This is a genomic window from Lactococcus sp. FSL W8-0209 (assembly GCF_038006585.1).
GTDB classification, from domain to species: Bacteria; Bacillota; Bacilli; order Lactobacillales; family Streptococcaceae; genus Lactococcus; species Lactococcus lactis.
Window position 1 is genome coordinate 1176167 of the sequence record NZ_JBBOVN010000001.1, and the last position, 17893, is coordinate 1194059.

Consider the following 17893-nt stretch of genomic DNA (forward strand, 5'->3'; position numbering starts at 1 on the left):
ACTGACAGAAATTTATTAATTTATAAAAAGAAAGGAAGGTATTTTTAGAAATAAAAATACTAACTAAAAAATATGACTTACCCACAACTTGAACTTGAAAACTACAAAGGTACTACAGCAATTATCAATACAAATCATGGAAAAATGACTGTAAAATTATTTGATAGTCTTGCTCCAAAAACCGTAAAAAACTTTATTGAACTTAGCAAAGAGGGGTATTATGATGGAGTAATTTTCCACCGTATCATCAAAGATTTCATGGTTCAAGGAGGAGACCCAACAGGAACTGGTATGGGAGGTTCTTCAATCTACGGAGAAAAATTTGAAGATGAGTTCTCAATGGACCTCTTTAATCTTCGGGGAGCTTTGTCAATGGCCAATGCTGGACCTAATACAAACGGAAGTCAATTTTTCATTGTTCAAAATAAAAACTTGCCTTATCCTAAAGATTCACTTATCCAAGGAGGGTGGCCTGAAGAAGTAGCTGAAACATATACTGGCGGCGGAACTCCTCATCTTGATGGCCGTCACACTGTCTTTGGTCAATTGGTTGATGAAGAAAGCTATAAAGTACTCGATGAAATTGCAGCTGTTCATGTAGGTGCGCAAGATAAACCAGTCGATGATGTCGTTATTGAATCAGTTGAGATTATCGAGCCATAATATGGAAAAGAAAAGTCCTAAAATCGGTGATATTGTTGAGGTTGAAATTATTGGAATGCAAGATTATGGTGCATTTGTAAAATTTTACCTGGATAATTCATCGAATAAAGAAAAAATTGAACAAAAAGGATTGATTCATATTTCTGAAATTCAATCTGGTTATGTCAAAAGTATTCATGATATTGCTAAAATTGGCCACAAAGTGATGGCACAAATTATTGATATTGACGAATATAATGGCAAAATTAGCCTGTCAATTCGCAGTCTGGAAAAAAATCCGCAAGTTCACCATATTTACCGAAAAAAACATTTTACTGATTCTCGGGATAAAATTGGCTTTAAAACCCTTGCTAATTATTTGCCAGGTTGGATTGAAGAAAATGAAGCCTACCTTAAAGCCAAAAAAAATGCCCAAAGTGAGGATTTTCTTTGAATGATAACGTATTAAGATATATCAAACGAGTTTTTAATTTAATTACTATTCTTGGCTTTGTTGCGACAATTGTTGGTGGCATTTATTTATGGCGCCTTGGTGCATTTCAAAATCAAGCGGTCTTACAACAATTGATTGTGGCACATCGTTTTTTAGGACCATTAATCTTCCTTTGTATGCAGATTTTGCAAGTCATTGTTCCAATCATACCAGGTGGGATTACAATGGCAGCAGGGGTCATGATTTTTGGACCAGTTTGGGGTTTTATTTATAATTACTTTGGAATTGTTGCGGGCTCTTTTTTACTTTTTCACTTTGGTAAAAAATATGGTTCTTCATTAGCCAAAACTTTTGTCAAAGAAAAAACATATAATAAATACATGGCTTGGTTGGATAAGGGGCAAAAACGCTTTAATATTGTTTTCGCGCTCCTCATTTTATCTCCTATTGCCCCAGATGATGCCCTTGTTTTAATAGCAAGTCAAACAAAAATGAGTTGGAAATTCTTCACTTGGAGTATCTTATTATGTAAACCATTGCCAATTCTCCTCTATTCTTATCTTTTGATTTTTGGAGGAGATCTTCTTGGTCACATTTTATAAAATGCTGAAAGTGCTTTCAGTGTTTTTTTATTGGAATTTTTGAGAAAGAATGCCCAATTCATCCAAAAAAATTGTATAATAGAATGGATTTATGATTTTAAACAGAAGTCACCTCAATAATAAAATTGTTTTTGTAAATTTGAAGCAAAAGTTAGAACTAAGTGATAGCAAATTGCCCCAAATGAATTGCCAAAACAAGATTAAACTGACTGGAGCTAGTTTTGAAAAACAAGAAAGCAAATAGATTTACATTTGATTCACGAATTGATTATGGGCTAATTTTACCAGCCTTTATGTTAATATTGATTGGTCTTTACGCACTTTATGTTGCAGTAAGTCATGACCACCCCACACAAGCAACGAATCTAGTTGTTCAACAAGGAACTTGGGTTATTGTCGGACTCTTTGTTGCTTTAATTGTCATGCATATGGATTCAAGGTTTTTATGGAACTTAACACCATTTTTTTACCTATTAGGTCTTATATTAATGGTTCTACCGATCTTTTTCTACGATAAAGCAACCTATGCTTCAACAGGTGCAAAAAACTGGCTCGCTTTTGGAGGACGAAATCTTTTTCAACCGTCGGAGTTTATGAAACTTTCCTATATTTTATTTTCGGCTAGGATTGTGGTTACCTTCCAAAATAATCTAAAAAAACGAGTGCTCAAAGATGATTTCCGCTTAATCGGACTTCTGATACTTGAAACAATTCCAGTTGCCATTTTATCAGTCTTTCAAAAAGACTTCGGAACTTTCTTGGTCTTTGCAGCTATCTTTGCTGGAATTATTTTAGTTGCTGGTATTTCTTGGAAAATACTTGCGCCAGCTTTTCTTTTCGTAGCAGCAGTAGCTGGAGGAATTGTTGCTCTAGTTGCTTCACCAGAGGGACAAAAATTTCTTGAAAGTACCAGTTTTGCTCAGTATCAGGTCAATCGTTTTATCGCATGGTTACATCCTTTTGAATATTCTCAAACTTTCAGTCTTCAACAAGCACGCTCATTGATTTCAGTTGGTGTTGGTGGTCTTTGGGGTAAAGGAGTTGGTGTAGCTAATGTCAATGTTCCCGTTCGAGAATCAGATATGATTTTCACTGTCATTGCTGAAGATTTTGGATTTGTTGGATCAGCCTTTTTGATTTTCCTTTACTTTATGCTGATTTATCGAATGATTCGAGTAACTTTCAAATCAAATAATCAGTTTTATACCTATATTTCAACGGGTATTATTATGATGATTCTCTTCCATGTCTTTGAAAATATTGGAGCAGCTATTGGTGTTGTTCCTTTAACAGGTATTCCCTTACCCTTCATTTCTCAAGGAGGATCGGCCTTAATGGCAAATATCATTGGCTTAGGGCTTGTTTTATCAATGAAATATAATCAATTACCAGAATTTGTCAAGGAACAAAGACAAATCCCAGTTAAAGGTGATAGTCGAAAAAATCGTCGAAGAAATAGACGTTAACAATTAATAAGAATACAAAAAGTAAAAGTTACTGACAGAAAATTCAGTAGCTTTTTTATTACGATAAAACATTTAAAAGTCTATATATATCAAGGGAGAAAACGCTTTAAATTTTTGTAAATTATTAGAATTAATGATAGAATAAATTTGTGAGAGAAATCTCAAATACTAAATTTAATTGATTGCCTGAAACGACAACCATCCTATATAGAGGAGGCGTTTTTATGCGCGCAGCACGTTTTTACGACCGCGAGGATATCCGCGTTGATGAAATTAATGAACCAATAATAAAAGCTGGCTAAGTTGGCATTGATGTGGCTTGGTGTGGAATTTGTGGAACAGATCTTCATGAATTTTTAGATGGCCCAATTTTTTGTCCGTCAGCAGAACATCCTAATCCAATTACTGGAGAAGTACCACCAGTCACTCTTGGACATGAAATGTCTGGGGTTGTAAATTTTATAGGTGAAGGAGTAAGCGGACTTAAAGTAGGTGACCATGTCGTTGTCGAACCTTATATCGTTCCCGAAGGTACTGATACAAGTGAAACTGGACATTATAACCTCTCAGAAGGTTCAAACTTTATTGGTTTGGGTGGAAATGGCGGAGGTTTGGCTGAAAAAATTTCTGTTGATGAACGTTGGGTTCACAAAATTCCTGATAACTTACCTTTGGATGAAGCCGCTCTAATTGAGCCACTATCAGTTGGCTATCACGCTGTTGAACGGGCAAATTTAAGTGAAAAGAGTACGGTATTAGTTGTTGGTGCTGGACCAATTGGACTATTAACTGCTGCCGTTGCAAAAGCGCAAGGACATACTGTTATCATCAGTGAACCTAGTGGACTTCGCCGCAAAAAAGCACAAGAAGCACAAGTTGCTGATTATTTCTTCAATCCAATTGAAGATGACATTCAAGCTAAAGTTCATGAAATTAATGAAAAAGGAGTGGACGCAGCCTTTGAATGTACCTCTGTCCAACCGGGCTTTGACGCTTGTCTAGATGCGATTCGTATGGGTGGAACAGTTGTCATTGTTGCAATTTGGGGCAAGCCTGCTAGTGTTGATATGGCAAAATTAGTAATCAAAGAAGCTAACCTTTTAGGAACGATTGCTTATAATAACACTCATCCAAAAACAATTGATTTAGTATCAACAGGTAAAATAAAATTGGACCAATTCATCACAGCTAAAATCGGTTTGGATGATTTGATTGATAAAGGATTTGATACGCTGATTCATCATAATGAAACAGCTGTTAAAATTTTAGTTTCACCCACTGGTAAAGGTCTATAAAATAAATAAATAAAGGAGAAATAAGATGTCTAAAATTGCAGCAGTTACTGGAGCAGGTCAAGGAATCGGTTTTGCAATCGCAAAACGTCTCTATAATGATGGTTTTAAAGTAGCTATTATTGATTACAACGAAGAAACAGCTCAAAAAGCAGCAAAAGAGCTTGGAGAAAACTCATTTGCGGTTAAAGCTGATGTTTCCGACCGTGAACAAGTTATTTCAGCTTTGAATGCTGTTGTCGACAAATTTGGTGATTTAAATGTTGTAGTTAATAATGCCGGAATTGCCCCAACAACACCAATTGAAACAATTACACCTGAACAATTTCATCAGGTCTATAATATTAATGTTGGTGGAGTTTTGTGGGGGACACAAACAGCAACAGCACTTTTTAGAAAATTAGGTCATGGAGGTAAAATTATCAACGCAACCTCACAAGCTGGAGTTGTTGGAAATCCAAATCTAATGCTCTATTCTTCTTCAAAATTTGCTGTTCGTGGGATGACTCAAATTGCTGCTCGTGATTTAGCAGAAGAAGGAATCACAGTTAATGCTTATGCACCAGGGATTGTAAAAACACCAATGATGTTTGATATTGCGCATCAAGTTGGTAAAAATGCTGGTAAAGATGATGAATGGGGAATGCAAACTTTCGCAAAAGATATTGCCATGAAACGTTTATCTGAGCCTGAAGATGTGGCAAATGTTGTTTCATTCTTAGCTGGCCCTGATTCAAACTATATTACTGGTCAAACAATTATTGTTGATGGAGGAATGCAATTCCATTAATCTAAAAATGAACTGTCAAGTTTTTATCTTGACGGTTCATTTTATTTTGTGCTATAATTGTCTTAAATAAATGAACGAGGTAAGGTCTATTGAAAATCTAAGTTTTGAACTTTAAAAATATTCGTAAAAATCGAGTGTTTTTGTTGTCTTCATAACTTAGAGAGAATAGACTTTTATTATGTTTACAGATTGGGCAATTTGTCAGAATTTGTATCTTTTAAAGCTCTTTTCACCTAAGTTGTGAAAAGAGTTTTTTAATTTAAGGAGAAAATAATGAATCAAAAACAAAAAGAAATGCAAGCTAAACTAGAACAAATTAAGAAGAATAAACCGCAATTTGCTGGGAAAAATACTAATGGGATGACAGCAGTAAAAGCAACCAAGCAAAATCAACACGGAGCAAAAATTAATGCTCCAAGAAAAGCGGGAATTTGAGATTTATGAACATTCAGAGGAACTCACTCTGAGTTTTTCTACTCAAATTAGATTTCTTAATTCTCACAAATGAGAGGAGAATTAAATGTCAAATATTGAATTTAAAGACTTGACCTTTGGCTACGGGGATAATCTGATTTTCAATCATGCCCAAATAAATATTGATGACCGTTGGAAATTAGGATTAGTAGGGCGAAATGGCCGTGGAAAATCAACCCTTTTAAACTTACTACAAGGAAAAATAACCGCTGACAGCTCTATAATTACTGACAAAAACTTTGTTTACTTTCCCCAATTACTGACAGAAGAAGATTTTAATGATAAAGATAAATCTAAAAAACAAAATACTGCTGATAAATATTCTGTAGAAAGTCTGTCAGTAAAAATTACTGACAGAAATTCACAATTAACTTATTATGTGCTAAATGAATTAGCCGAATTTGAACAATGGAAATTAGAACGTGAATTATCTTTAATGAAAGTTGATTTAGAAATTCTTTGGCGTCCTTTTGGAAGTTTATCAGGTGGGGAACAAACCAAGTGTCTCTTGGCAATTTTATTTTTAGATGAGGACAATTTTCCACTAATTGATGAACCAACAAATCATTTGGATATGGAAAGCAGAAAAATAGTTGCTGACTATCTTCAAAAGAAATCAGGATTTATTGTTGTATCACATGACCGAAATTTTCTTGACGAAGTCTGTGACCACACCTTGGCAATTGAACGTCAGCAAATAGTTCTCTATCAGGGAAATTTCTCAACCTATGAACGAGAGAAACAGTTGCGTGATGACTTTGAACTTGCTGAAGATGAAAAATTACGTAAAGATATTTCAAGACTGAAAAAGACTTCGTTAGAAAAAAGAGATTGGTCCAATCAACGAGAAAATGTTGCCGGAGCAACCTTTGTGGATAAAAAAGTTGCCAAAAAACAGAATCAACGAGCAAAATCAATTGAAAAACGAATGGGACAGGAAGTTGAGAATAAAGAGAAATTACTCAAAAATATCGAAAAAACTGAACCTCTTGTCATTAATTTTCAACCTTCACATCATAAAAGACTGATTCAGTTTGAAAATTTTTCTCTTGGATTTACCGAAAAATTACTTTTCCAGCCGATTGATTTTTCTTTGAAAGTGGGAGAGATTGCAGCAATTGTCGGACCAAATGGTCAAGGGAAATCAAGTATTATTAAATATTTATCTGGGGAATTTTCTGGTGAGCACAGTGGATTTGTTCAATTTCCTCAAGGGATAAGGCTATCATTTGTTCGTCAGATTTATGATAATCGTGGTTACCTGAAAGACTTTGCTACCGAATATCAATTAGATTATGAATTATTTTTAGCTAATCTCAGAAAACTGGGGATGGAGCGCAAGCAATTTAGTCAAAAGATAGAAACGATGAGTCAAGGACAACAAAAAAAGGTTGAATTAGCTCGTAGTTTATCACAAGAAGCAGAGCTTTATCTCTGGGATGAGCCGCTTAATTATCTTGACGTGTTTAATCGTGAACAAATAATTCAACTTCTAGAAACTTATCATCCAACAATGCTTCTGGTCGAACATGATCAAGCATTTGTTGAAAAAATTTCTAATCAAATTATTAACCTAAAAGATACATAAATTTAAAAAATAAAAGTAGAGTGATTTTACTCTACTTTTTTAGAATACTTTCATATAATAGAAAATATGAATAAAGCAAAGCGCACAATTTTGTTTTTATTTAAAAAAATGGATACTTTAGATACACAACCACCATTGACAAAAAATCTTAATCTTAAATTGTTTGAAAGCCCGATAAATTAGGAATAGTAATAGGAGAAGAACAGTTCATCGTTTAATAGTTATAAGCTAATTATTACTATTATTTCTTTGATTAATATCATCTATTTTTATATCAAGCCTTTTAGATAAACATTGACATTATTTATGTGTTATAAATAAAATTTATCAACACCAAGGGATTTGACTATAACGATAAAAGAAGTTTATAGTAATAAAGTAATAACATTAATTATAATTTTTATGGAGGTTGTACGATGCGTGCACATGAAATTTTAAACAATCCTTTTTTAAATAAAGGAACAGCTTTTACTATGAAAGAACGTCAAGAATTGGGGTTGATTGGTCTTCTTCCACCAACTGTTCAAACAATTGAAGAACAAGCTGAACAAACTTACGAACAATATTTGACAAAACCATCTGATTTAGAAAAACGTCATTTCTTGATGGAAATTTTTAATACAAACCGTACTTTGTTTTACTACTTATTTAACAAACATATTGTAGAATTTAATCCAGTTGTTTATGATCCAACAATTGCTGATACAATTGAAAACTACAGTCATTTGTTCGTAGATCCACAATATGCTGCTTATCTTGATATTAACCACCCTGAAAACATTACTGAAACATTGAAAAATGCAGCAGGTGACAGAGAAATTCGTCTTATTGTTGTAACTGATGCTGAAGGAATCCTTGGTATCGGAGACTGGGGAACTCAAGGTGTTGATATCTCAGTTGGTAAATTAATGATTTATACAGCCGCAGCAGGTATTGATCCAGCGTCTGTACTTCCAGTTGTTATAGATGCAGGAACAAATAGAAAAGAACTTTTAGAAGATCATTTGTATCTAGGAAACCATCAAGAACGTATTTACGGTGACCAATACTACAGTTTCGTCGATCAATTTGTAGAAACTGCAGAATCAATTTTCCCTAAATTGTACCTTCACTGGGAAGATTTCGGACGTTCAAATGCTGCAACAATTTTAAATAACTACAAAACAAAAATCCCAACATTTAATGATGACATTCAAGGAACTGGTATTGTTGTTTTAGGTGGTATTTTCGGATCACTTGACATTACAGGTGAAAAATTAACTGATCAAGTATACCTTTGCTATGGTGGTGGTTCAGCCGGTGCAGGGATTGCTGGTCGTGTTCATGCTGAAATGGTTAGTGAAGGTCTTTCTGAAGAAGAAGCTTACAAACATTTCTTCATGATTGATCAACAAGGTTTACTTTTTGATGATATGGAAGACCTTACACCAGCTCAAAAACCATTTGCTAAAAAACGTGCTGATTATAAAGATGCTGGAGATATGACTGACCTTCTTAACGTTGTTAAGACAGTAAAACCAACTATTTTAGTAGGAACTTCAACTAATCCAGGTGCTTTTACAAAAGAAGTTGTTGAAGCAATGTGTGCTAATACAGAACGCCCAGTAATCTTCCCTATCTCAAATCCAACTAAAAAAATGGAAGCTACAGCTGAACAAGTTATTGAGTGGTCTGATGGAAAAGCTTTTGTCGCTACTGGTGTTCCTTCAGGAACAATCAACTACAAAGGTGTTGATTATCAAATTGGTCAAGCAAACAACTCACTTATCTACCCAGGTTTGGGCTTAGGAATGTTGGCATCTGAAGCAAAACTTTTGACAGATGAAATGATCGGTGCAGCTGCACATTCATTGAGTGGTTTAGTAGATCCAGGTAAACCAGGTGCTCCTGTTCTTCCTCCATTTGAATTTGTTGCTGATGTATCAATTAAAGTTGCAGAAGCAGTTGCTAAGAAAGCTCAAGAACAAGGTCTTACTGAATCTAAAGAAACTGATATGGCTAAAGCAGTTCGTGATCTTAAATGGTATCCAGAGTACTAAGGGGAATATCTTAAATGAAAAAACTTAAAGAAACGAAAATATCGGGAATTAGTCTTCCCTTATATGCCTTTTTCGTAGCTGTCATCATAGTTGTAACACTTTTAGGAAAACTTCCACTTGATATGGTAGGGTTAACTCTCCTACTTGTAACATTAGGTCACCTATTATACTTCATAGGAGAAAAACTCCCTATTATGAATTCATACTTAGGTGGGGGATCTGTTTTCACTTTAATTGGTGCTACTCTATTATCTTTCTTCCACATTGTTCCTTCAAATGTTATTGGAGCAGTTTCCAATTTTATGGGAGGGAAATTTGGATTTCTTGATTTTTATATAGCTGCACTTATCTGTGGATCTATTTTAGGAATGAACAGAAATCTTTTGGTTAAAGCTTCCAAGAAATTTATTCCGATTGCTTTAATTACTATGGTTATTGGTTTCTTCTCAGTAGGTCTCGTAGGAATGCTTATTGGTAATGGATTTGCTGATTCTGTAATGTATGTTTCTATGCCAATGATGTCAGGTGGTATGGGAGCCGGTATTACTCCACTCTCTCAAATCTATGCAGCCGGATTGGCTCATGGAAACCAAGCAGCTATCTTCTCTCAACTTGCACCAGCAGTTACTTTTGGTAATATTCTTGCGATTATTGGTGCCTTATCTATTGCTAAAGTATTCAATAAATCTAAATATAATGGACATGGGACTCTTGTTGCAGCAACTAAAGAAGAGTTGGCTAAACCTAAAATAAAATTAGATGCTCAACAAATCGGAACAGGAATGCTCTTTGCCTTTGCTCTTTTGATGGCTGGTGACATCTTGAACAAATTCTTCCCTAATATTCATCAATATGCATTTATGATTATTATTGTATTTATCTTGAAAGCAACAAATACTGTTCCTAAAGATTTAGAAGATTCTGTTGTAATGTTTAACCAAGTGATTATGACAAACCTTACTCATGCTGTTTTGGCAGGTATTGGTCTTGCTTTGATTGACTTGAATACTCTTGCTTCAGCATTTACATGGCAATTTGTTGTACTTTGCTTGACAAGTGTTGTTGTAATGGGACTTGCTAGTTGGTTCTTGGCTCGCCTCTTTGGCCTTTATCCAGTCGAAACTGCCATTGGTGCAGGGATGATCAATAATTCTATGGGTGGAACAGGTAACATTGCTGTCTTGTCTGCATCAGATAGAATGGAAATGATTGCTTTTGCACAGATGGCTAATAGACTCTGTGGTGCAATTGTCCTTATCTTCGGTGGAATTCTTATCCGATTCTTTTATTAAAATAACCAAAAAAACATTTTATATAAAATGTTTTTTTTTAACAAAATTAACTGATTAAGAAAATAAAATAGTTGGGACTATATCGCCTCTCGCCTGAAGTGGTTCAAGTAAATATAAAATTTTGGAGCCATATTGATAGTAAAATAATGTAAAGATTTAACAAATTTTCTGCTAATCTTTAAGATACACACTCCTTGTTTGATAAAATATTAAGCTATTCTTTTAACTCCATTATGTCTTAAACTCACTAATAATCGAGAACGTAATATATAAAAACATAATGATGACTGAACCCTAATGAACCCTCTTGATGTATGGTATAATATAAAAATGAATGTAAAAAAACAAATTTTTAAAGGCACACTTTATGCAGTAGTTGCCGGTTGTATGTGGGGAATTTCTGGCATTTTTGGTCAGCTTTTTTTCCGTGATTATCATGGTAGCCCGCTTTGGATTACATCAACACGTTTAACGATTGCTGGTATTATTTTATTGGCCATGTCTTTTTCGCGAGACCACAAGCGTTTTTTTGATGTCTGGAAATCAAAAAAGAATATGCCAACCCTCTTTTTGTATGTTTTTGGTGGGGTATTTTCTGTTCAATATTTTTATTATGTGGCTATTCAACTTTCAAATAGTGCTACAGCGACAATTTTACAATATACAGCACCCGTTTTTATTATGCTTTATTTACTCATTTTTCAACGTCAAGTACCAAAACCCAAATCGGTCTTATTCGTCATTTTAGCAATGGTAGGTGTTTTTTTGTTGATTACGGACGGAAATATCAAACATTTATCAATCAGTCCCCTAGCCCTTGTAACAGGACTTCTCGCTGGTGTAGCTGTTGTTATTTACTCAATCATCCCTCGGCCATTATTAGATAAATATGGCGCACTCAATATGACCGGGTGGGGAATGATGCTTGCGGGGATTGCCTGTAATATCTTCTATCCAGTTTGGCGTATTGATTTTCGAATTGAACCCTTGTCAATTTTTTATGTTTTAACAATTTCTATTGTTGGAACAGCACTGGCTTTTTTGTTGCTTTTAAGAGCCTTTCAATTGATTTCACCGCTTGTTGTTTCTGTTGCAACAGCTACTGAACCATTGACTTCTGTTTTTTTAAGTATTCCATTATTTGGCTTGAAGTTAACCCCACTCGAATTACTAGGGATTGTTATGGTCATCGTGTCTGTTATTCTTCTATCGAAATCAGAACAAGCTTAAAAGAAACCTAGGGGTTTCTTTTTTTAAACTGTTTTATTAGAAAATTCTGATATAATATTTTTATTAGGAGAGAATTTTATGGAAGAGTATTATTTACCATTGGAACTTAAAACGGACGTTTGGAAGTTAGCATTTCTTTGGTCAATTTTTATATTTTTGTCTTTTTTCGAGAATTTTTTTATTCAGGAATCTATTAATTCTGAAAGTTTGCGCCATATTATTTTAAGTTTATTAATTGGACTATTACTTATATATTTTTTGATATTTCTCATCAATCATTCTCGACGAAAGTTGGTCATCATCAACGAAGAAGGAATTCAATTACGGCTATTATTTCGTGAAGTTAAGATTGAGTGGAGAGACATCCGAGGAATGTATGTTCGTTCAGGTGTATTATATATTTGTGAACAAACTTCATTTAATCCTGTCTATATTGAAAAGAAAATTTGGTATAAACGGCTAAAGTTTTACCAAAATTATTTTGAACCAGGTCACAATTTAAAAATTGTATTGTCGATACAGGGCTCTATCATATCTATGGATATTAATGAACTTTCTATTATTTGTGAAGAAGTGTGGTTAAAACAGAGCGGTTTTGAACAAAGGGATTTATTTACAGAAAATCCTTTTGAAAAAATTGATGAGGCCACTAGAGCAAGAAAATTAAATCCTTGGAAAAGGATTCTACTTTATACTGTATTTTTTATTATTGCTCTGGGAGGTTTAATATTCAAAGATAAAATTAAAGAAACTTACAGTTTAGTGGATAATCAAGTTTATTATGTTGTAGATTCAAAAACAAATAATGTACAATTTGCCTTTGAAACTTCAACTTTTGAAAAAAAACAAGAAGCGAGTATTGTTACTGACAGAGCTATGAGAGAGCTTAGTTACTATTCAGAGGATTATTTCAATGATATTGAGAGAAAATATTATGATCATCAATTATTAACGGGAGAAAATTTTGCAATTGTAGCTGCAAGTCATCCAACTTGGTGGAAACAAACCTTTGATTTCAGTAGATATGTTAAGAAAAATCAACTTCAAAAAATTACATTAACGAGTATAAAAAAACCACTTTTAAAGAATTATTTAACAGCACAGATGGAACTAACTCAGAATCAATTTAAAGGTAAAAAATTTCCAGTTAAAATTTTGAAAGCAAACTAAAAATATCCATTTCTGACAAAATGTTAGCTACCAAAGTGTGTTATAATATTAACATGGACTACGAAAATTATATCTGGGATTTAGGCGGAACTTTATTGGACAATTATGAAAGTTCTAGTCATGCATTTGCTGCAACGCTTTGGTCAATGGCAGAGCGTGTTGTTTTGCGCACTGATGTATATGATGCGCTAAAAGTTTCAACGGCTTACGCTGTTGAAAAATATGCCAGTGATTTGCCAGGCTTTTTGGAAGAATACAAAAAGCTAGAAGCAGAGGAATTAGAAAAACCAATTCTCTTTTCCGGTGCTAAAAAAGTACTGACAGACCTATCAGTAAAAGGAAATAAGAATTTTATGATTTCACATCGCAATCATCAAGTTCTGACAATTCTGTCAGCAGCTGAAATTGATTCATATTTTACAGAGGTTGTCACGTCTGATAATGGCTTCAAACGAAAACCAGCACCAGAATCAATTAACTATTTGTTAAATAAATATAAACTCAATCCAAAGAAGACAGTGATGATTGGCGATCGTCCTTTAGATATTGAAGCAGGAAATGCTGCTGGGATATCAACAATTTATTTTGATAGCTCAACAGATTCAACTCTGTCAGGACAAGCGATTAACACTGTAAGTGATGGTTCGCTTAATAGCAAGCCAACTCACATTATTCATCAGCTGACAGAGATTATTTTGTAATCTTAAAAAAATGAATTAATGATAAGCAGATTTTTAGTCAAAATTGCTTATTTTTTTTACAAGTTTGAGTGACAAAATACCATGCACTAGAGCTAAAATCGCTGATTTATGGTATAATGGTAGTAAGTTTTTCATAGAAATGAGAGTTAACTTTGAACGAAGAAAATAAAAATTTAGAAATGCTTGCAGACGAATATGACGCCAGTCAAATTCAAGTACTTGAAGGTCTTGAAGCTGTACGTATGCGTCCAGGGATGTATATTGGTTCAACCTCAAAAGAAGGTTTGCACCATTTAGTCTGGGAAATTGTTGACAATTCAATTGATGAAGCACTTGCAGGATTTGCAAGCCATATTGAGGTTTTTATTGAGCCTGATAATTCAATTACTGTTGTTGATGATGGACGTGGAATTCCGGTTGATATTCAAGAAAAAACGGGTCGTCCAGCCGTGGAAACAGTCTTCACAGTGTTGCATGCTGGAGGTAAATTTGGCGGAGGCGGCTATAAAGTTTCTGGTGGATTGCACGGTGTTGGTTCGTCTGTTGTTAATGCTTTATCAACAGTACTAGATGTTACTGTTCATAAAGATGGTCAAAAATATTATCAAGAATATCATCGTGGTCTCGTTGGAGATGATTTAAAAATTATTGGTGAAACTGACCGTAGAGGGACAACTGTTCACTTTGTACCAGACCCAGAAATTTTTACAGAAACTGTTGAATTTGATTTTGATAAGCTTGCAACACGTGTTCGTGAGTTAGCCTTTTTGAATCGCGGTCTTCGTATTTCCTTAACAGATAAGCGTGAAGGAAATGAAAAAAATGAAGTTCATTTCCATTATGAAGGTGGAATTCAGTCTTATGTTGAATATTTAAATGAAAATAAGACAGTCATTTTTGAACCAGCAATTTTTACTGAAGGTGAAATGGATGGAATTGCTGTTGAAGTAGCAATGCAATATACTGATACTTATCATTCAGTAGTAATGTCCTTTGCTAACAACATCAACACTCACGAAGGTGGAACACATGAGCAAGGTTTTAGAACAGCCCTTACTCGTGTTATTAATAATTACGCAAAACAAAATAAAATTCTTAAAGAAAACGAAGATAATTTAACTGGGGATGATGTCCGCGAAGGATTGACAGCAGTTATTTCGGTTAAGCATCCTAATCCACAATTTGAAGGGCAAACCAAAACAAAACTTGGAAACTCAGAAGTAACAGGAATTGTTAACAAACTCTTTGCGGAAGCTTTGACAACATTTATGTTAGAAAATCCACAAGTTGCTCGTAAAATTGTTGAAAAAGGGATTTTGGCAAGTAAAGCAAGGATTGCAGCAAAACGTGCGCGTGAAGTGACACGTAAAAAATCAGGGCTTGAAATTTCCAACCTTCCCGGTAAATTGGCTGACTGTTCATCAAATAATCCAGAACAAACAGAATTATTCATCGTCGAAGGAGATTCGGCCGGAGGTTCGGCTAAATCAGGACGTAATCGTGAATTCCAAGCAATTTTACCTATTCGTGGTAAGATTTTGAATGTGGAAAAAGCAACGATGGATAAAATTTTGGCCAATGAAGAAATTCGTTCTCTATTCACTGCAATGGGAACTGGTTTTGGAGCAGATTACGATTTGTCAAAAGCACGTTATCACAAACTTGTTATCATGACCGATGCCGATGTCGATGGAGCACACATCCGTACTCTTCTATTAACACTCTTCTACCGTTATATGCGCCCAGTTGTTGAAGCAGGATATGTTTATATTGCTCAGCCACCAATTTACGGTATCAAAGTTGGTTCAGAAACAAAAGAATACATTCAACCAGGTGAAAATCAAGAAAAAGATTTACAAGAAGCTTTAGCACGTTGGGCACAAGGAAGAACAAAGCCTACTGTACAACGTTATAAAGGTTTAGGGGAAATGGATGACCATCAACTTTGGGATACAACAATGGATCCTGAACACCGTTTAATGGCACGTGTATCTGTTGAAGACGCAGCAGAAGCTGACAAAATCTTTGATATGCTCATGGGAGACAGAGTTGAACCTCGTCGTGAATTTATCGAAAATAATGCTCAGTACTCGACAATTGATGCATAATATAGTAAAAACAACTCATTTTTGTTTGAGTTGTTTTTTATTGAACGTAATGTTAGCGCTTTATCGAAAAGTGTAATATAATGAAGTCAAGAAGGAGGTGGATTATGCCTGAAATAAACCCCAAATTAAGCAATGAGCAAATGAAGGAACTTGAAGACGAAGCACTCCGAAATGCAACAGTTAGTACGCAAACAGGAATTCAAGATACCTTTGAAAAGACCACAAGTAAAGCTGAGGAGCTATTTAGTGAAGCTTCAAAAGCACTTAAAGAAGTTGAGAGTAAAGAAAAGTAGATTTTCTACTTTTCTTTATTATTATTTATTCCTTCAAACCGAATGACATTTTAAATGACTTATGATAGAATGTGACTATAAAATACACAAAAAATAACTAATCCAATTATGAAAGAAGATAGATGAACAAAGGAATTATTGCTCAAAAAATTGTAGTTTCCATGTAAACATTTATAAAATGATGAACTATATTTACATGGAGAATAAAAAATGAAACAAAATAAATATGATAATGAACGTTTTTTCAAAAATTATGCATCAATGTCAAGGTCCCAAAAGGGATTGAAGGCCGCTGGTGAATGGTCTGAATTAGAAAAACTACTCCCAAATTTTCAGGATAAAAAAGTTTTGGATTTAGGTTGTGGATATGGATGGCACTGTAAATATGCAGTCAATCATGGGGCTAAAGAAGTAGTAGGAATAGACCTTTCACACAAGATGCTTGAAGTTGCTCTTGATATTAATAATGATAAAAAAATTACCTATCAACAATCCGCAATAGAGGATATTAACTTTCCTGCAGATACTTTTGATGTTGTGTTTAGTTCATTAGCTTTTCACTACATTTCAAATTTTGAAGACCTGGTCTGCAAAATTTCAAATTGTCTTAAAAAGAATGGTGAATTTATTTTCTCTGTTGAACATCCTCTCTATACCTCATCAGGGAAACAAGATTGGTGTTATGATGCAGAAGGTAAAATTCTTCATTTTCCAGTTGATAATTATTATTATGAAGGAAAACGTGAAGTCAATTTCTTAGGTGAGCCAATTATTAAGTATCATCGGACATTAACAAGCTATGTAAGTTCTTTGTTAAGCTCTGGTTTTGAACTTACTAATCTAATTGAACCCAAACCTCCTATAGAAATGAGAGAGCTTGAAGAAATGAAAAATGAGATGAGACGTCCAATGATGTTGCTTATTTCTGTAAGAAATAAAAAATCATAGTCATAAAGTAACTATAATAAGAGTTCCTATTTGAATAAAGTATGGGACTCTTATTTTTTATTTAGTTCTTTTAATGATATTAGTAGTTTTTTAATTACTTTTGAAGTAAAATTGTAGTTAGGAGAAGAAAAGATGAAAAAAATATATCTTGTTGCAATTTTTTTAGTAGCAACACTTGGAATGTCAGCCTGTAGTTCAAAACAAAATTCTCAAACAACAAAAGAAAGTTCTAAAAGTAGCCAAAGCTCACGAAGCTCTTCAATAACTCAGAGCACTTCGAGTACTACCCAGTCATCAAGTATTATTAAAGAGTCCTCTTCATCAATAGAAAAATCAATTTCCCCCTCAACTTCTACACAAATAAGAAAATGGAACCCAGAGAAAAAACAACGTCTTGCAGAGTTTATGTCAGCGTGGGGGATAGAAATGGGACAATCTTACAGTCAGTATGATCCTAATCACAATCTTAATTTATATGGTCTCTCTATTCCTTGGTCAGTTATAGATAATAATTCAACTTGGAAAGCAGCAATAAATAATCAGCCTATTGAATTAAAATGGTCAGAAACGGGAGAAGATTCAGGAGGATATCAATTAGTTGATGTTTATTCAGATATGAATGAGAAAAACTCTGGTGTTAATCATGTTTATCTCTTTGTTATTAAATCAGGAAATCCCATGGTGCTTTATACCGCACAAAATCAAGGAAATACAAATAATTATTTATATCTAAAAGAAACAGAGAATAATGAATTAAAAAATGCCTTCGCACGAATTGTTGGATAATTTTAAAAATAAAAAAGC

Annotated in this window: 17 protein-coding genes; all 17 read left to right on the forward strand. The window is 34.1% G+C overall.

Annotated elements, in window-relative coordinates:
- Nucleotides 1-72 precede the first annotated feature (72 nt).
- Nucleotides 73-663 (forward strand): peptidylprolyl isomerase, encoded by a 591-nt coding sequence (locus tag MKX45_RS05870; RefSeq protein WP_139008867.1) that lies wholly within the window; start codon nt 73-75, stop codon nt 661-663.
- A 1-nt stretch (nt 664) separates the two neighbouring features.
- Nucleotides 665-1096: a CvfD/Ygs/GSP13 family RNA-binding post-transcriptional regulator gene (locus tag MKX45_RS05875; protein ID WP_015426196.1), complete on the forward strand. Its 432-nt coding sequence runs from the start codon at nt 665-667 to the stop codon at nt 1094-1096.
- Nucleotides 1093-1698, forward strand: a complete 606-nt coding sequence (locus tag MKX45_RS05880; RefSeq protein WP_012897545.1) for a TVP38/TMEM64 family protein — start codon at nt 1093-1095, stop codon at nt 1696-1698. The genes MKX45_RS05875 and MKX45_RS05880 overlap by 4 nt, the downstream gene beginning before the upstream one ends.
- Before the next feature lie 221 nt (nt 1699-1919).
- Nucleotides 1920-3164 (forward strand): FtsW/RodA/SpoVE family cell cycle protein, encoded by a 1245-nt coding sequence (locus tag MKX45_RS05885; protein WP_015426198.1) that lies wholly within the window; start codon nt 1920-1922, stop codon nt 3162-3164.
- A gap of 314 nt (nt 3165-3478) precedes the next feature.
- Nucleotides 3479-4459 (forward strand): 2,3-butanediol dehydrogenase, encoded by a 981-nt coding sequence (locus MKX45_RS05890; RefSeq protein WP_340816904.1) that lies wholly within the window; start codon nt 3479-3481, stop codon nt 4457-4459.
- Between the two features lie 25 nt (nt 4460-4484).
- Nucleotides 4485-5246 carry a (S)-acetoin forming diacetyl reductase gene (locus MKX45_RS05895; RefSeq protein WP_012897548.1) on the forward strand — a complete coding sequence of 254 codons (762 nt, stop codon included), beginning with the start codon at nt 4485-4487 and terminating at the stop codon, nt 5244-5246.
- 273 nt (nt 5247-5519) lie between these two features.
- Nucleotides 5520-5681: a hypothetical protein gene (locus MKX45_RS05900; RefSeq protein WP_003131412.1), complete on the forward strand. Its 162-nt coding sequence runs from the start codon at nt 5520-5522 to the stop codon at nt 5679-5681.
- An 85-nt stretch (nt 5682-5766) separates the two neighbouring features.
- Nucleotides 5767-7308 (forward strand): ribosomal protection-like ABC-F family protein, encoded by a 1542-nt coding sequence (gene abc-f / locus MKX45_RS05905; RefSeq protein WP_128267926.1) that lies wholly within the window; start codon nt 5767-5769, stop codon nt 7306-7308.
- Between the two features lie 416 nt (nt 7309-7724).
- Nucleotides 7725-9347 carry a malolactic enzyme gene (locus MKX45_RS05910; protein WP_021722333.1) on the forward strand — a complete coding sequence of 541 codons (1623 nt, stop codon included), beginning with the start codon at nt 7725-7727 and terminating at the stop codon, nt 9345-9347.
- Between the two features lie 14 nt (nt 9348-9361).
- Nucleotides 9362-10639, forward strand: coding sequence for a 2-hydroxycarboxylate transporter family protein (locus MKX45_RS05915; RefSeq protein WP_340816905.1), 1278 nt, complete (start codon nt 9362-9364; stop codon nt 10637-10639).
- A 330-nt stretch (nt 10640-10969) separates the two neighbouring features.
- Nucleotides 10970-11869, forward strand: coding sequence for a DMT family transporter (locus MKX45_RS05920; protein WP_171052489.1), 900 nt, complete (start codon nt 10970-10972; stop codon nt 11867-11869).
- A gap of 78 nt (nt 11870-11947) precedes the next feature.
- The gene (locus MKX45_RS05925) at nt 11948-13039 is read left to right on the forward strand and encodes a hypothetical protein (RefSeq protein WP_057720850.1); all 1092 of its coding nucleotides are present in this window, start codon (nt 11948-11950) and stop codon (nt 13037-13039) included.
- Nucleotides 13040-13092: 53 nt separating this feature from the next.
- Complete coding sequence (locus MKX45_RS05930) at nt 13093-13740, forward strand: HAD family hydrolase (RefSeq protein ID WP_003131420.1); 648 nt, start codon at nt 13093-13095, stop codon at nt 13738-13740.
- 152 nt (nt 13741-13892) lie between these two features.
- The gene (gene gyrB, locus MKX45_RS05935) at nt 13893-15848 is read left to right on the forward strand and encodes a DNA topoisomerase (ATP-hydrolyzing) subunit B (protein ID WP_003131421.1); all 1956 of its coding nucleotides are present in this window, start codon (nt 13893-13895) and stop codon (nt 15846-15848) included.
- Nucleotides 15849-15952: 104 nt separating this feature from the next.
- Nucleotides 15953-16141 (forward strand): hypothetical protein, encoded by a 189-nt coding sequence (locus MKX45_RS05940; protein WP_340816906.1) that lies wholly within the window; start codon nt 15953-15955, stop codon nt 16139-16141.
- A gap of 210 nt (nt 16142-16351) precedes the next feature.
- On the forward strand, nt 16352-17089 hold the full coding sequence (locus MKX45_RS05945; RefSeq protein WP_057720848.1) for a class I SAM-dependent methyltransferase: 738 nt from the start codon (nt 16352-16354) through the stop codon (nt 17087-17089).
- Between the two features lie 132 nt (nt 17090-17221).
- The gene (locus MKX45_RS05950; protein ID WP_057720847.1) at nt 17222-17875 is read left to right on the forward strand and encodes a DUF4767 domain-containing protein; all 654 of its coding nucleotides are present in this window, start codon (nt 17222-17224) and stop codon (nt 17873-17875) included.
- Nucleotides 17876-17893: the final 18 nt, after the last annotated feature.

Coding starts and splice junctions, on each gene's coding strand:
- MKX45_RS05930 (WP_003131420.1), top strand. CDS start 13,093: ATGGACTACGAAAATTATATCTGGGATTTAGGCGGAACTTTATTGGAC.
- MKX45_RS05900 (WP_003131412.1), top strand. CDS start 5,520: ATGAATCAAAAACAAAAAGAAATGCAAGCTAAACTAGAACAAATTAAG.
- MKX45_RS05915 (WP_340816905.1), top strand. CDS start 9,362: ATGAAAAAACTTAAAGAAACGAAAATATCGGGAATTAGTCTTCCCTTA.
- abc-f (WP_128267926.1), top strand. CDS start 5,767: ATGTCAAATATTGAATTTAAAGACTTGACCTTTGGCTACGGGGATAAT.
- MKX45_RS05870 (WP_139008867.1), top strand. CDS start 73: ATGACTTACCCACAACTTGAACTTGAAAACTACAAAGGTACTACAGCA.
- MKX45_RS05925 (WP_057720850.1), top strand. CDS start 11,948: ATGGAAGAGTATTATTTACCATTGGAACTTAAAACGGACGTTTGGAAG.
- MKX45_RS05910 (WP_021722333.1), top strand. CDS start 7,725: ATGCGTGCACATGAAATTTTAAACAATCCTTTTTTAAATAAAGGAACA.
- MKX45_RS05950 (WP_057720847.1), top strand. CDS start 17,222: ATGAAAAAAATATATCTTGTTGCAATTTTTTTAGTAGCAACACTTGGA.
- MKX45_RS05945 (WP_057720848.1), top strand. CDS start 16,352: ATGAAACAAAATAAATATGATAATGAACGTTTTTTCAAAAATTATGCA.
- MKX45_RS05940 (WP_340816906.1), top strand. CDS start 15,953: ATGCCTGAAATAAACCCCAAATTAAGCAATGAGCAAATGAAGGAACTT.
- MKX45_RS05920 (WP_171052489.1), top strand. CDS start 10,970: ATGAATGTAAAAAAACAAATTTTTAAAGGCACACTTTATGCAGTAGTT.
- MKX45_RS05875 (WP_015426196.1), top strand. CDS start 665: ATGGAAAAGAAAAGTCCTAAAATCGGTGATATTGTTGAGGTTGAAATT.
- MKX45_RS05895 (WP_012897548.1), top strand. CDS start 4,485: ATGTCTAAAATTGCAGCAGTTACTGGAGCAGGTCAAGGAATCGGTTTT.